General features: G+C 41.4%; 14 protein-coding genes. 1 reads left to right on the forward strand and 13 read right to left on the reverse strand.

Translation table 11 applies throughout. The annotated features are described in order from the left end of the window. Positions 1–31: 31 nt before the first annotated feature. The 13 genes from tgt to nadB form a co-directional block, all read right to left on the reverse strand. Positions 32–1,174: a tRNA guanosine(34) transglycosylase Tgt gene (gene tgt, locus AC0VYH_RS15420; protein WP_194219418.1), complete on the reverse strand. Its 1,143-nt coding sequence runs from the start codon at positions 1,172–1,174 to the stop codon at positions 32–34. After that, positions 1,171–2,217 carry a tRNA preQ1(34) S-adenosylmethionine ribosyltransferase-isomerase QueA gene (gene queA, locus AC0VYH_RS15425; RefSeq protein ID WP_194219417.1) on the reverse strand — a complete coding sequence of 349 codons (1,047 nt, stop codon included), beginning with the start codon at positions 2,215–2,217 and terminating at the stop codon, positions 1,171–1,173. The genes tgt and queA overlap by 4 nt, the downstream gene beginning before the upstream one ends. Before the next feature lie 127 nt (positions 2,218–2,344). Further along, complete coding sequence (locus AC0VYH_RS15430) at positions 2,345–2,542, reverse strand: DUF2905 domain-containing protein (RefSeq protein ID WP_226614513.1); 198 nt, start codon at positions 2,540–2,542, stop codon at positions 2,345–2,347. Between the two features lie 2 nt (positions 2,543–2,544). Then, positions 2,545–3,543: a Holliday junction branch migration DNA helicase RuvB gene (gene ruvB, locus AC0VYH_RS15435; RefSeq protein ID WP_194219415.1), complete on the reverse strand. Its 999-nt coding sequence runs from the start codon at positions 3,541–3,543 to the stop codon at positions 2,545–2,547. Positions 3,544–3,555: 12 nt separating this feature from the next. After that, positions 3,556–4,158, reverse strand: coding sequence for a Holliday junction branch migration protein RuvA (gene ruvA, locus AC0VYH_RS15440; RefSeq protein ID WP_283153937.1), 603 nt, complete (start codon positions 4,156–4,158; stop codon positions 3,556–3,558). A gap of 127 nt (positions 4,159–4,285) precedes the next feature. Further along, positions 4,286–4,822 carry a BofC C-terminal domain-containing protein gene (locus tag AC0VYH_RS15445; protein WP_430244061.1) on the reverse strand — a complete coding sequence of 179 codons (537 nt, stop codon included), beginning with the start codon at positions 4,820–4,822 and terminating at the stop codon, positions 4,286–4,288. Positions 4,823–4,924: 102 nt separating this feature from the next. Beyond that, on the reverse strand, positions 4,925–5,674 hold the full coding sequence (locus AC0VYH_RS15450; protein WP_430244059.1) for a YebC/PmpR family DNA-binding transcriptional regulator: 750 nt from the start codon (positions 5,672–5,674) through the stop codon (positions 4,925–4,927). Between the two features lie 114 nt (positions 5,675–5,788). Continuing rightward, positions 5,789–6,415, reverse strand: a complete 627-nt coding sequence (locus tag AC0VYH_RS15455; protein ID WP_404681463.1) for a YhcN/YlaJ family sporulation lipoprotein — start codon at positions 6,413–6,415, stop codon at positions 5,789–5,791. Between the two features lie 77 nt (positions 6,416–6,492). Then, positions 6,493–7,404 carry a phosphotransferase gene (locus tag AC0VYH_RS15460; RefSeq protein ID WP_475372723.1) on the reverse strand — a complete coding sequence of 304 codons (912 nt, stop codon included), beginning with the start codon at positions 7,402–7,404 and terminating at the stop codon, positions 6,493–6,495. Continuing rightward, complete coding sequence (safA, locus tag AC0VYH_RS15465) at positions 7,388–9,382, reverse strand: SafA/ExsA family spore coat assembly protein (protein WP_475372724.1); 1,995 nt, start codon at positions 9,380–9,382, stop codon at positions 7,388–7,390. The genes AC0VYH_RS15460 and safA overlap by 17 nt, the downstream gene beginning before the upstream one ends. Before the next feature lie 187 nt (positions 9,383–9,569). After that, the gene (nadA, locus tag AC0VYH_RS15470) at positions 9,570–10,673 is read right to left on the reverse strand and encodes a quinolinate synthase NadA (RefSeq protein ID WP_430244049.1); all 1,104 of its coding nucleotides are present in this window, start codon (positions 10,671–10,673) and stop codon (positions 9,570–9,572) included. Next, positions 10,670–11,512: a carboxylating nicotinate-nucleotide diphosphorylase gene (gene nadC, locus AC0VYH_RS15475; protein WP_430244046.1), complete on the reverse strand. Its 843-nt coding sequence runs from the start codon at positions 11,510–11,512 to the stop codon at positions 10,670–10,672. The genes nadA and nadC overlap by 4 nt, the downstream gene beginning before the upstream one ends. After that, positions 11,466–13,016, reverse strand: a complete 1,551-nt coding sequence (nadB, locus tag AC0VYH_RS15480) for an L-aspartate oxidase (RefSeq protein ID WP_475372725.1) — start codon at positions 13,014–13,016, stop codon at positions 11,466–11,468. Before nadB ends, nadC begins: the two co-directional genes overlap by 47 nt. A gap of 123 nt (positions 13,017–13,139) precedes the next feature. Between nadB and AC0VYH_RS15485 the strand changes: the two genes are divergently transcribed. Then, positions 13,140–14,264, forward strand: a complete 1,125-nt coding sequence (locus tag AC0VYH_RS15485; protein ID WP_475372726.1) for an IscS subfamily cysteine desulfurase — start codon at positions 13,140–13,142, stop codon at positions 14,262–14,264. Positions 14,265–14,304: the final 40 nt, after the last annotated feature.

The following is a 14,304-nucleotide window of genomic DNA, read 5'->3' on the forward strand; positions in this document are numbered from 1 at the left end:
ACCCCTTTCCAGCAATCATACAATCTATGGATTAAAAGTTTTTCGCATTTGGTTTATTAAACCCATATTGTTCAAAAAACTCATCCTTAAAGTCCAGGAGACGATCATCCATAATCGCCTGCCTAACTTGCTTCATCAAGTTTAACAGAAAATAGAGATTATGGTAAGTCGTTAATCTAAAGCCAAATGTTTCATTGGATTTTACAAGATGACGAATATACGCCCTTGAATAATTGCGGCAGACATGACAATCACAATTCTCGTCAAGTGGACGGAAATCACGTGCATATTTTGCATTTCGAACGACTAGACGACCATTGCTAGTCATTAGTGTTCCATTTCGCGCGATACGAGTAGGAAGAACACAATCAAACATATCCACGCCTCGAATAGCTCCGTCAATAAGAGAATCTGGTGAACCAACCCCCATTAAATAACGAGGTTTCTGAGTTGGAAGGTGAGGCGTCGTAAACTCGAGCACGCGATTCATCACGTCTTTCGGTTCACCTACTGAAAGGCCTCCAATAGCATAGCCCGGGAAATCAAGTGAAACAAGATCCTCAGCACTTTGTTTTCTTAACTCTTCATACTCTCCACCTTGAACAATTCCAAACAACCCCTGGATGTCTTTTCGTTCATGAGCTGTCAGGCATCGTTCAGCCCAGCGACTCGTACGCTCAACAGAACTTTTCATGTAATCAAATTCTGCTGGGTATGGAGGACACTCATCGAATGCCATCATAATATCAGAACCGAGTGCATTTTGGATTTCCATTGCGCCTTCTGGAGATAAGAATAACTTCTCACCGCTCATGTGATTCCGAAAATGAACGCCTTTTTCCTCAATCTGTCTCAGGTCACTTAAGCTAAAGACCTGAAATCCTCCAGAATCCGTAAGAATCGGCTGATCCCAGTTCATAAATTTATGAAGGCCCCCAGCTTCTTTGACAATATCATGACCAGGACGAAGCCAAAGATGATACGTGTTACTAAGGATAACGCCAGCGCCCATTTCTTTTAGTTCTTCTGGACTCATCGTTTTCACTGTCGCAAGTGTTCCAACAGGCATAAACATCGGTGTATCAAACGTACCATGTGGCGTGTGCAACTTTCCAAGACGTGCCCCACTTTGTTTACACGTTTTTATTAATTCATAGCGAATTGGTTCTGTCATTCTTTCGTACTCCCTTCCAAAATCAACATTGCATCACCAAAACTGAAGAAGCGATACTCTTCCTCAACAGCCGTGCGATAAGCAGAAAGCACAAAATCTCTTCCCGCAAGGGCACTCACGAGCATGATCAATGTTGACTGAGGCAGGTGAAAGTTTGTAATCAGCCCATCGATTGCTTTAAAAGTATAACCCGGATAAATAAAAATGTCGGTCCAACCAGAAGCTTCTTCAAATTGTCCATCATGTGCTGATGCCACGGTTTCAAGTGTTCTCGTTGAAGTAGTACCGACAGAAATGATTCGGCCTCCCGATTCCCTTACACTGTTCAACAGTTCAGCCGTGCCCTTTGTCAGTTGATAAAATTCCCCGTGCATTTCATGTTCAAGAATATTATCGACGGAAACTGGTCGGAAAGTGCCAAGACCCACATGAAGTGTGATAAATGCGACATGAACGCCTTTATCTTCAAGACGCTGAAGCATTTCTTCTGTGAAGTGGAGGCCAGCAGTTGGTGCTGCTGCTGATCCTCTATGCTTAGCAAAAACGGTTTGATATCGTTCTTGATCATCGAGCGTTTCAGTAATATATGGTGGAAGAGGCATTTCGCCAAGCTGATCAAGAATTTCATAGAAAACGCCTTCGTATTGAAACTCTAATACACGTCCGCCATGTTCAAGTGACTCTTTGCATACGGCTGTTAGACGTCCATCGCCAAATGAAATCACAGTGCCTGGCTTCACTCGCTTAGCCGGTTTAACAAGAGTCTCCCATTGATCCTCTTCCATTTGCTTAAGAAGCAGCACTTCAATTTTAGCTCCTGTTTCTTCTTTTGATCCATACAATCTAGCTGGCATGACTCGTGTATCATTCAACACAAGACAATCACCGGGATTTATGTAATCCTCTAAATTGGAGAATTCGCGATGCTGAAGCTTTTGCTTTAATGGATCTAATACCATCAATCTGGACTTTGTCCGTTCCTTTAACGGCGTTTGAGCAATTAACCGTTCTGGAAGTTCAAAATCAAAATCATTTACGTTCATTTTATTCACCACTGTTTCTAGAAAGTGTTCAACTTTATTGATTTTACCACAGCTCTACCTGTTGGCGCACCCTTAAGGGGCAGTTCCCCTTCCACCATGTTGAAAATGGCGTTTGGAAAGCTGCCCCTTATCTGAACTTACCTATAATAAAAAAGAGTAAAGACAAGGCAATACTAATGACTATTGAGGTTACAATCGGGAAAAAAAACGTAGTGTTTCCTTTTTTGATTACGATGTCACCAGGTAATTTCCCAATAAAGGACCACAACACACCAATGGCCAAAAAGGCGATCCCTAAGATAATAAACAGTTTTGAAATTCCCATTGCTATTGAGGAATCTCCATACCAAAGTGATCGTATACCTGATGAGTAACCATACGTCCACGAGGTGTACGCTGAAGAAATCCAATTTGAAGTAGATAGGGTTCATACACGTCTTCAATGGTATGACTTTCTTCACCAATCGTTGCTGCAATTGTATCTACTCCTACAGGACCTCCACGGAATTTCTCTATGATGGCTAATAGAAGCTTGTGATCGATATGATCAAGTCCAAGAGGATCGACTTGCATCATCTCAAGAGCCTGAGAAGCAAGTGAGTGCGAAATGACGCCATCCCCTTTCACCTGTGCAAAATCCCTTACACGTTTTAGCAAGCGATTGGCAATTCTAGGTGTCCCTCGCGATCTTCGAGCAAGTTCAACAGCAGCAGCGTGGTCCATTTCAACATCGAAAATGTCAGCTGTTCTCATTAAAATAGTTTGAAGTTCATCTTCAAGATAATACTCTAATCTACTCAGTACGCCGAAACGATCTCGTAAAGGCGCCGTTAATAGTCCAGCCCTTGTCGTAGCGCCTACTAGGGTGAACGGTGGCAGATCCAAACGAACAGATCTTGCCGTTTCGCCTTTTCCTATTACAATATCTAGACAGTAGTCTTCCATCGCAGGATAAAGAACTTCTTCAACACTTCGAGGTAGTCGATGTATTTCATCGATAAATAAAACATCCCCAGGTTCAAGGGCGGTTAATATAGCTGCAAGATCACCAGGTCTTTCAATCGCAGGACCTGATGTTGTACGCAAATTCACTTCCATCTCGTTTGCAATAATGGCTGAGAGAGTCGTTTTACCTAGACCAGGAGGGCCGTACAACAGCACATGATCTAAGGGCTCTTCACGCATTTTAGCCGCTTCAATAAACACTTCAAGATTTCGCTTTACCTTTTCTTGTCCAATATATTGACTTAATCGCTGAGGACGGAGGCTATATTCTACGGATGAGTCGTCACCGACCTGCTCTCCTGATAGAATTCGATCTTCCACTTTACTCCCTCCTTATTGCTTCAGCATAAGCTGAAGGGCTTTTTTAATATACTGATCTGTCGTTAGCGTTTCTTCAACTAGCTTTGGTTTAATCTTCTTAATTTCTCGTTCAGCATACCCAAGAGCTTTCAATGCTTCTAGCGCTTCTTCTAGCTCATGAGCACCCTCTTCTTGAACTTCATCCACTGCAAACAATCCCTCAGTGGGAGCGCCAAAGCCTTTAAGCTTACCTTTTAGATCTAGAATAATTTGTCTGGCAGTTTTCTTACCAACGCCAGGAAACTTTGTTAGAAATTTCTCATCTTCCATTTCAATGGCACTCACAACTTTATCAGGTTCACCAGTCGCTAAAATGGCCACAGCTCCCTTAGGACCGATACCGGAAACATTTAGAAGCTTCTCAAACAAAAGTCGCTCTTCCCGTGTTGGAAATCCATAAAGGGCAATGAGATCTTCTCTAACGTAATGATGCGTAAAAATTTGAATCGATTGATTACGGTACTTCTGAAATTCAAAAGGATTCCCACAATAAATTTTATATCCTATCGCATTCGACTCTACAACAATGTATTCTGTATCAATATATTCAACCGTGCCTTTAATATATTCTATCAAAGCTACTCTCTCCCCTGTACATACGAACATGTATTTCTATCTCTCCATTCTACCATAAAAAGATGAAAAGCGGAGACGAGCGTTTAGAAACGGAGATAAGCGTCTAAATCAAAAGAAGAACCTGCCCTTACTGGACAGGTTCTTCTTTTTTAATTTTAGAAAAAGACTGGATGACGTCTTCAAACTGATACCATGACTCTACTGGAATTCCTTCCATAAGCTGCTCTCTTCTTTGACTTTCTAGCTTTCCTACATCAATTTGAAAAAATGTTTGAATGACTTTCTCTTCTGCCGGAATTCCATCAAATATCGTAAGAATGCCATCCTCTGTTAATCCGAAATGTCCATTTTGTTTACTCGCAGGCGAAATATCTTCTAGATTCCGTTCAAATATCATTCGTCCTTCTTCCTGATCTACAAGTTGCCAATCAGCGTATTGACTCCAAAAGTCTTCCATTGCCCATATGGTTTCATATACAGATTGGTTCGTTGAAACACCGTCCGCATAATTTGTTCTCAATACAACTTCAACAACTAGTGGTCCTTTTTCTTGAGTTTTGGTTCCTGTAACCGGTGATATGCCATCTCCTTCATAAGCCACGGCCGATGTTCCTCCAAGAACAAGAAGTATACCTAATAGAAGGAGTGGATAAAGGCTTTTCATATGTTTCCAACACCTTTCTTCCATTTTCAAGAAGTTCATGCCGTTAGCGTTTCCATTTTATTGAGGAATATGCATCAAAAAAAGCTACAGAAAAACTGTAGCTCACAATTGATCATAAACATCATCATTTATTTCAGCATTATGATAAACATCTTGCACATCATCGTTATCTTCAAGCATATCAATTAGCTTTAACATATGAAGCCCATCTTCCTCTTCTAGTGGAGCATACGTTTCTGGAATCATCGTGACTTCAGTGGAAGAGAAACTTAATCCGCTCGCTTGTAATTGGTGCTTTACATCTTGGAATTCCTGGGGATCGGTATAAATCTCATAAGCATCCTCATTTGTTTCCATTTCTTCAGCCCCGGCTTCAATAACCTGAAGCATCAATTCATCTCCATCGAGATCATTTTCGGAACGATCGATCACAAGGAGACCTTTTCGGTTAAATAAGAATGAAACACAGCCATTTTCGCCCATATTCCCTTTATTTTTACTAAAGGCATGACGCACATCTGCTGCAGCTCGATTTTTATTATCGGTAAGTAGTTGAACCATAATGGCGGCACCACCTGGGCCATATCCTTCGTATGTCACGTTATCATATTGAACACCGTCTAAATCCCCTGTAGCTTTCTTAATTGCTCGATCAATGTTTTCGTTAGGCATATTTGATGATTTAGCCTTGTCCACAGCAAGCCTTAATGAGGGATTCGTTTCCGGATCGCCCCCTCCTTGCTTGGCAGCTACAAAGATTTCCTTAGCTAGCTTCATAAATACTTTTCCACGTTTAGCATCTTGAGCGTTTTTTCTACGCTGTATATTTTTCCATTTGGAATGTCCTGCCATCTAAGAGAACTCCTTTCAAATGAACTGATTTCCCAACTATATCATAGGGCTCAAGTCTCCGAAAAGAGTTTTGCATATGTAGTCGAGCAGGCTACTGCCCGCTCGTTATTTTTATTATTTATTGTTTTCAAATGGACGTTTTGCAGCATTTCCGATGTCATCTAATATGCCATTCACATCTGCCTGTACCTCTTCAAAACCATCTCCATCTTCGAGACGGTTATTAACATCGCCCATTCGACCAAACACATTTTCATCTGTTGAAATTGACACATTCTTTTGCTTTGTTACTTTTGCTACCTCGCTGCGAACCTTGTCTTTAACATCTGCATCGTTTTGGTCGTTTGTATCAACGGCAATCATAATTTGATCACCATATACGATAACTCGAGCATCATCCACGTTCTTAAGCTTATTGATTCGTTTAGCTAGTCGTGTAGAAAGCTCATTATCATAACCTGAATAATTGTTATCTGTACGCATATATCCAGGGCCATTCATGCCATTTCGCTTATCGATTTGCTTTTTGTCAGGGGCCTTAACTCCGTTTGAATAGTCACGATCAATCATATCCGTTACTGCACCTTCACGGTAATCACCGTTATTATCTTCACTCGTGTAGTAACCAATTGGACGTGCGGAGTCGTTATAACGCGTATCCATCGCCTCATTATCAGCTGTACAGCCGATCAAACCACCTGCGAGCATCATCGTTGAAAGCGTCAAGACTGTTTTCTTCATATTTAAAACCTCCTTTCACCTTTAGAATGTGAGGAGGCTTATCATTTTAATCTGTTAGTTCTAGGTAACACAGGGACCTACTTCAGAATCGAATTAATAAACCGTGATCTAAGGTTGTTTTGTTGTCTCATTTTATCTAATAGGGCACTTCTTCCATTTGGATTCATCAACCATTCTCGGTAGAAATCGGCAGGATAGGCTAGAAGCCTACACAACAAAGGGTTCTCTAAGCAATGTCGAACAGTCGGGATATGAGATCGTGACCATTCATCCATTGACCAGTTAGAGTGAGGCAGCATTCGATTCATTAACTGCAAAAAGTCATATTCATGAGGGGCATAGTTCGCTAGGTCACCATCAATCAATAATAATGTATCCGTACGAAAGATAAAATTATGATGTGCGGGGTCGCCGTGAACAATGCATTTATCACGGTGAGCATTTCGTTCCAATTCTTCGATCGGTGTCATACCCGAAATGACTTCTTCCCCTACAGAAATATAATACTGAATGAATTGTTTTTCATTTGCAGATATTAGAGAAGATCCTACTTCATTCTTGAAGCGAATTAAACGGTTCGTCCACTTACGAGTAAGTGATACGGGAAAAATATCCTTACTGACTAATCCTATACTTTCTTGATGAAAGTGTGCTACTTTCTCAATCGCTAAAAGCCGATCTTCTTTCAATGAGTAATTGAGCGTTCGTCCCTCCATTGTTTTCATACAGGCAAAATATACTCCCCCGTCTTCCTTAAGCCAATCGCCATCTGGAAATGGAATGAAAGTAATAAAAGAATCTGAACAGTGATGTGAGAGGTGTATTTGTTTTCTTAACGTTTCCTTTTTTACAGATCCTTTCATATAAACCGATACGCCAGTAATCAATCTGCCCTTCCAAACAAATGAATTAACACGTTCTAAATGAAGAAAAAAAGGACGTACCCTTTCCAGGATACCGTCCTCTTTTTCCTTAGCGTGATTCTGCATAGCTACTTTCCATGCCCATGTAATCATCCATCATTGGCGCTTTATTCGCTCCCTGAACAAATCCCGGATTCGCATATTGCGGCATTTGGTGATATGGTGAAACGTTCGGATTCCCACCACATCCACAGTCGTGCTGTTGATAAGGTGATACCATTGGCTGGTTCGGATAACCCGGAGGCATCATCATGCCTGCTACGTTCTCATTTGGATAGCCATAAGCTCCCATTACAGCTTCAGGATATTCTTCATTTCCTTTATGGCCATAAGGTGATGGCATACCATTCCCATTCATTGAAGCACCTGCGACGTTTGGGTAGCCCATATTCATTTGCGGATAACCGGAAGCTGCACCTGCTACAGCACCTGGGTATCCACCATTGTTCCCTTTGTGTCCGTAACCTTCATACGCACCCGCTACGTTTTGATTTGAATAACCCTGGTTCCCATCATATTGCATGCCACCTACTGAGCCTGGGTACCCACCATTGTTATCTTTGTGCCCATAACCATCATACGCACCCGCTACGTTTTGATTTGGATAACCCTGGTTCCCATCATATTGCATGCCACCTACTGAGCCTGGGTACCCACCATTGTTATCTTTGTGCCCATAACCATCATACGCACCCGCTACGTTTTGATTTGGATAACCCTGGTTCCCATCATATTGCATGCCACCTACAGAGCCTGGGTACCCACCATTGTTATCTTTGTGCCCATAACCATCATACGCACCCGCTACGTTTTGATTTGGATAACCCTGGTTCCCATCATATTGCATGCCACCTACTGAGCCTGGATAACCACCATTGTTCCCTTTGTGCCCGTAACCTTCATACACACCCGCTACGTTTTGATTTGGGTAACCCTGATTCCCATCATATTGCATGCCTCCTACTGAGCCTGGATAGCCTGACATTTGTTGATTGGCTTTATGACCGTAGCTTGCTCCTGCTACATCTGAACTTTCTTCGCCCATTCCATAATTACTTTTATTGGCCCCACCGACCGAACTTTTATTTCCATATTGATATGCGCCTGCTACATTCTGATTAGGATAGCCGTTACCTTGATTATACGCGCCTGCTACATTCCCAGAAGGCGCACCGAAATTCGGCTGACCATACCCTTCATAAGCCCCAGCTACTTCAGAGCTTTCCTCTCCTTTATGGCCGTAATTATTCATTTCTGCTCCTGCAACTGAACCTGGATAGCCACCTTTATTTCCATAGCCTTGATACATCCCAGCCACTTCTCCTGGAGAGCCATTTTGATTACTTTTGTTCCCATAACCATCATATACACCAGCAATATTCTGGTTGTTAGGGAAGCCCATATGCGCTCCGCCTACAGAAGTTGGATACCCCGGGTAACCTCCATTGTATTCTTTGTTCGCATAATTCGTTGCACCCGCTACATTATTAGGATAGCCCTGGTTCATTGGCGGTGGGGGCATTTCCATTGATGAGGATTCAAATTCGCTCAGCACTTCTTCGTCATTCATTGGATAGAATAAATTTTCTGCTTTCTTCGCTTTCTCAACAGGTTTCTTCGCAGCTGCCTTTTTCTCTTCTACTTTCTTCTCAGCCTTCTTTTCAATAGGCTTCATTTTCTTTTCAGGCTTTATTTCTTTTGGCTTAACCTTTTTAGGCTTCTCTTCTTGAGGCATCATGTTCATATTCATGTTCATGTTCATATTCAATTCATTGTTGATCGGCATTGTCATTGAAGGCTTCTCTTTCGGCTTCATCATTGGCTTTTCTTTTTTCTTAGGCATTTCTTTTTTCATTTCTTTAATCGGCATTTCCTTCTTCTTTACCGGAACACCGCCAGATGGTATTTTCACTTTCATACCAGGCATAATCATATTAGGATTGTTAAGCTGTGAATTAACAGCTTTTAGTTGTTCAAAATCAACACCATATTTTTTAGCGATTTTCCACAAAGTATCGCCTTTTTGAACGACATGTATTTTCAAGCTAAAAAACTCCCTCCTGTAATCAGTACAATGAAATTCAGTACAGTGTATGCGTGACTGGGCAGATTGCTACCTTTTTTAAAGGATAAGATCATCACATTAATATGCAGGAGTAAGTGTAGCTATGTATAGTGTCTCTCTCTTCAATAAAAAAAGGAATCAAACATCAAGTCTGATTCCTTATCCATCATGCTCGATCAAGCATTCGATTCAATGCTTTAATTGCGTAGAAAGATGTTTCTTGATCAACGATTATTTGATTCGTTTTCTTTCCACTTTGTACTTCTTCAAGCGCCCAAAGAAGGTGGGGCATATCGATTCGATTCATTGTAAGACAAGGACACATATTTGGGTTTAAAGAAACAATTCTTTTATCTGGATGTTGTTGAATGATCCGATTCACAAGATTCATTTCTGTTCCGATTGCCCATTTCGTACCTGGCTCTGCTTCCTCAATGGTTTCAATAATCATTTTAGTAGATCCTGATAAGTCAGAACGTTTAACAACGTCAAAACTGCATTCTGGATGAACAATGACGGACATATCAGGATCATTCTCTCGAATTTGTGCGATGTTTTGAACTGTAAACTTTTCATGGACGGAACAATGACCTTTCCAAAGAATCACCTTAATTGCATCATAATCTCCTTTATATTCAAGCGTATCCGTTATTGGATCCCACACTGCCATCGCTTCAAGTGGAACACCAAGGTCGTAAGCTGTATTCCGCCCAAGATGCTGATCAGGTAAAAATAGGATACGTTCTTTTTGAGTAAAACCCCACTCAACCATTGCTACAGCATTTGAAGATGTAACAGTTGCCCCTCCGTTTCTTCCAACAAATCCTTTAATAGCTGCCGTTGAATTTACATAAGTTAGGGGGAGAATGGTCTCTCCAAAAAGATTAATGAGATGGCTCCAAGCACGTTCAGTTTGATAAATATTCGCCATATCAGCCATCGAACACCCCGCTCGCATATCAGGTAAAATAACCGTTTGATCTTCTTCAGTTAAAATATCTGCTGTTTCGGCCATAAAATGAACACCACAAAAGACTATTGCTTCTGCCTTCTTATTCCGAGCGGCAAGCTGGGCAAGTTGAAGTGAATCTCCGGTATCATCTGCAAATTGAATGACTTCATCTTTTTGATAGTGATGGGCAGGTAAATACAAACGATCCCCCATCTCTGCTTTAATCGCTGTGATTTTTTCTACCATCTCTTGATCTGATAGTTCTTTGTATCGATCAGGAAGTCCGTTCGATCGCTTCAACGCATCTAAAATACTCATTTCTCTTCCCCTTTCATTCGTAAGCTAATATCAAGGCTTTTAACAGAGTGTGTTAAGCAGCCGAGTGAAATAAACTGAACACCTGAATCACGATAAGTTGCAAGGTTCTTAAGCGTGATGCCCCCAGAAGCTTCAGTTATAATGTGGTCAGGTACTAACTGCGCGTATGAAGAGACTTCTGTAGGAGAACAATTATCAAACATAATAATATCTGCTCCCGCATTCACCGCTTGACGAACTTCTATTTCAGATGACGTCTCAACTTCAATTTTGGTCATATGCCCTAAGCGACCTTTCACATGTGCTACAGCCTGTTCGATACTACCAAACTGGGCAATGTGATTATCTTTTAACATTACCCCGCTATCAAGTGTCATTCGATGATTAAATCCTCCTCCACTCCTTACTGCATACTTCTCATACATTCTTAACCCAGGCGTCGTTTTGCGTGTATCACAGATCCGAATCGATGAATCCCCCAAAATTTCCACAGCATGAGAAGTCATCGTTGCAATACCGCTCATTCGCTGTATCATATTTAAAACAACCCGTTCTCCCGTTAATATTGTGCGAACATTTCCTTTCACAGAAGCAATTACTTCACCAGTTTGAACGTGATCGCCATCTTCGACGTAAACCTCGACACAAATATCCCGATCAAGAAGTTCAAACCCGGTCTCGATTACCTGATGCCCACAAAAAACGCCAGCCTCTTTCATTACAAATAACGCCTCAGCTTGATCCTCTGAACGAAATAACAACTCACTTGATAAATCAACATTTCCAATGTCTTCAATAAAAAACTGTTCGAGATCTTTTTTGACTTTCAGCCCAATCATCGTAATATATCCCCCTGAGTATTCTTTTTTGCTTCCACTCTTGCTTCTGATCTGGATAATCTGCGCGATAATGCCCTCCTCTGCTTTCTTCACGAAGAAAAGCTGAAGTTGCCATTAACCACCCTACCTGAAACATATTGTATCGCTCGATTGACTCTATTTTTAAATCCTCAACTAGCCTCATTTCATCCAGCTGAAGCATTCTTAGCGAGTAAGCTAACCCATCACTTGTTCTCACCATTCCTACATGTTGCTCCATTATGTTTTTTAACTCATTTGTTGTTAACAAAGGTTCATGAAGTTGAAAATGTGAGCTCTCCAATTTACCTTCCGTAACGTTCCGTTTATTTTGAAGAATCCACTCCGACGCTTCACTAGCAAATACAATTCCCTCCAAAAGAGAATTGCTTGCAAGACGGTTAGCACCGTGCACACCTGTATGAGCGACCTCACCAAGAGCAAATAAACCTTCTATGGATGTTCTACCAACCTGGTCCGTCATTACTCCGCCCATAAGAAAATGGGCGCCTGGTTTCACGGGAATGAGTCCCTCAGCTAATCTTACGGCATGACTTTGACACTGCTTAGCGATTGTTGGAAATCGTTCTTCAAACTGTGAAACCTTTGATATGTCAAGGTATACAGTCGAAGCCTCTTGTTGAATCTCTCTCGCAACGACATCTCTTGGGGCGAGATCTAATTGGTCATGCTTACCTTCCATTAAACGCTTGCCTTCAGACGTTACTAAAATGCCGCCTTCTCCTCGGACAGCTTCTGAAATAAGGAACGATTGCTCGGTGTCTCCTGCATACATTGTAGGATGAAACTGCATAAATTCTAGGTCGGCTAGAACGGCTCCGGCACGATAAGCCATCGCAAGACCATCGCCCGTTATTGATAGTTCATTTGAAGTAACAGGGTAAAGTTGCCCCGCTCCTCCAGTAGCGAGAATAGTGTACGCTGCATTAATAAGCATTCTTTCACCTTCTTGATTGATCGCTTCAGCTCCAATACACTGCCCATCTTTCATTGTTAAGTCAACGATTTGATGATGCTCAATGATCGTACACTTTCTTTGAACACGCTTCATTAGCGTTAAAACAATTTCTCTCCCCGTCGCATCTCCCCCAGAATGATAAATACGTGAAACACTATGAGCTCCTTCTTTACACCTTTTATACTTTCCATCAGCTTCTTGATCAAAATGAACCCCTAAGTTTATGAGCTGATCGATTTGATCTGGTCCTTTTCTGACCAAAAGTTCCGTTAGTTCTTCATTATTATGAAAAACCCCGGCACGAATCGTATCAAAAAAATGATTTGTCCAGCTGTCTTCATCAGCTGTAGCTGCGGCAATTCCTCCTTGTGCAAGCATTGAATTGCTTTGTCCAAACTTAGACTTTGTGATAACAGTCACATTCTTTTGCGCCGAAAGAAGTTCGGCCACCATCAATCCACTCACGCCGCTTCCAATTACTAATACATCTGTTTTTAGCTGATTCATGAAATCCCTTCTCTCGCTGAACAATATGGAGATTACACCAAAGTAAATTAACATGTGTCTTGACACCTATATTTACATATATTTAAATAAATAACAAGACAGAATATAAGCGAGGAGATTAAAATGATTTATTTAGACTACGCAGCTTCAACACCGATGTCAGAAGCTGCAATTGAGGCATATACTCATGCCGCACAGCATTTCTATGCAAATACACAAAGTTCTCATGATGCTGGCACCAACGCTTCTCATTTACTAGAAGCTGCGCGTAGTTCAATCGCCTCTCACATAAATGGCGAACCATCAGGAGTTTATTTTACATCTGGTGGAACAGAATCAAATATACTTGCTCTTAGAAGTTTAGTAAAAATGTATGCTAAAGGACATTTGATTACTTGTGCTGCAGAGCATTCTTCCGTTTTGCATACATTCTCTCAGCTAGAACAGGAAGGATATGAGGTAACATATCTTTCTTATGATCATAATGGGCATGTATTACTTAGTGAATTGTTAAAGACTATTCGTGAAGACACGATTTTAGTATCGGTCGCCTTTGGCAATAGTGAAATAGGATCCGTTCAGTCAATGAAAGAAATCGGAGAAGAACTTGCGAAGCGTCACATTCTTTTCCATACAGATGCGGTACAGGCTTTCGGCAAAATCGCGATTAATGTCAAGGAGATGCATATCTCTGCATTATCCGTTTCATCCCATAAGGTATATGGACCAAAAGGTGTCGGTGCATGCTATATTGCACCGTCTTTAGCATGGAGGCAGAATTTACCCGGAACCGTTCATGAAAAAGGATTTCGCCCTGGTACCGTAAATGTTCCAGGTATAATGTCCTTTGCTGCAGCAGCAGAAGAAACGATTCATGCGTTGAACTCGAACCAAACAAAATATACAAACTTACGTGCCTACCTCGTGAATAAACTTACTCATCCGAATATTGTCATCGAGGGAGAGCAAGGACTACCACACATTATCGGACTTCGAATCAAAGGGATGGAAGGACAATATGTCATGCTAGAGCTGAATCGCAAAGGAATTGCTATTTCAACTGGATCAGCCTGTTCAGTTGGCCAACAACAGGCTTCAAAGACATTGCGAGCAATGGGGAGATCGGATGATGAAGCTAGAGAGTTAATTCGTATAAGCTTTGGAAAAAGAACTACACAGAAAGAAATCGAGAAAATAGCAGACGTATTTCATGAAATCCTTACACACACTTCCGTAACAAAGATATAATAAGGGTACACATCGTGGTCTTCGAAAGGGGTTTTCAATA

The organism is Anaerobacillus sp. QJM3NY_32, from assembly GCF_056173645.1.

Coding starts and splice junctions, on each gene's coding strand:
- tgt (WP_194219418.1), bottom strand. CDS start 1,174: ATGACAGAACCAATTCGCTATGAATTAATAAAAACGTGTAAACAAAGT.
- queA (WP_194219417.1), bottom strand. CDS start 2,217: ATGAACGTAAATGATTTTGATTTTGAACTTCCAGAACGGTTAATTGCT.
- AC0VYH_RS15430 (WP_226614513.1), bottom strand. CDS start 2,542: ATGGGAATTTCAAAACTGTTTATTATCTTAGGGATCGCCTTTTTGGCC.
- AC0VYH_RS15445 (WP_430244061.1), bottom strand. CDS start 4,822: ATGAAAAGCCTTTATCCACTCCTTCTATTAGGTATACTTCTTGTTCTT.
- AC0VYH_RS15450 (WP_430244059.1), bottom strand. CDS start 5,674: ATGGCAGGACATTCCAAATGGAAAAATATACAGCGTAGAAAAAACGCT.
- AC0VYH_RS15455 (WP_404681463.1), bottom strand. CDS start 6,415: ATGAAGAAAACAGTCTTGACGCTTTCAACGATGATGCTCGCAGGTGGT.
- AC0VYH_RS15460 (WP_475372723.1), bottom strand. CDS start 7,404: ATGCAGAATCACGCTAAGGAAAAAGAGGACGGTATCCTGGAAAGGGTA.
- nadA (WP_430244049.1), bottom strand. CDS start 10,673: ATGAGTATTTTAGATGCGTTGAAGCGATCGAACGGACTTCCTGATCGA.
- nadC (WP_430244046.1), bottom strand. CDS start 11,512: ATGATTGGGCTGAAAGTCAAAAAAGATCTCGAACAGTTTTTTATTGAA.
- nadB (WP_475372725.1), bottom strand. CDS start 13,016: ATGAATCAGCTAAAAACAGATGTATTAGTAATTGGAAGCGGCGTGAGT.
- AC0VYH_RS15485 (WP_475372726.1), top strand. CDS start 13,140: ATGATTTATTTAGACTACGCAGCTTCAACACCGATGTCAGAAGCTGCA.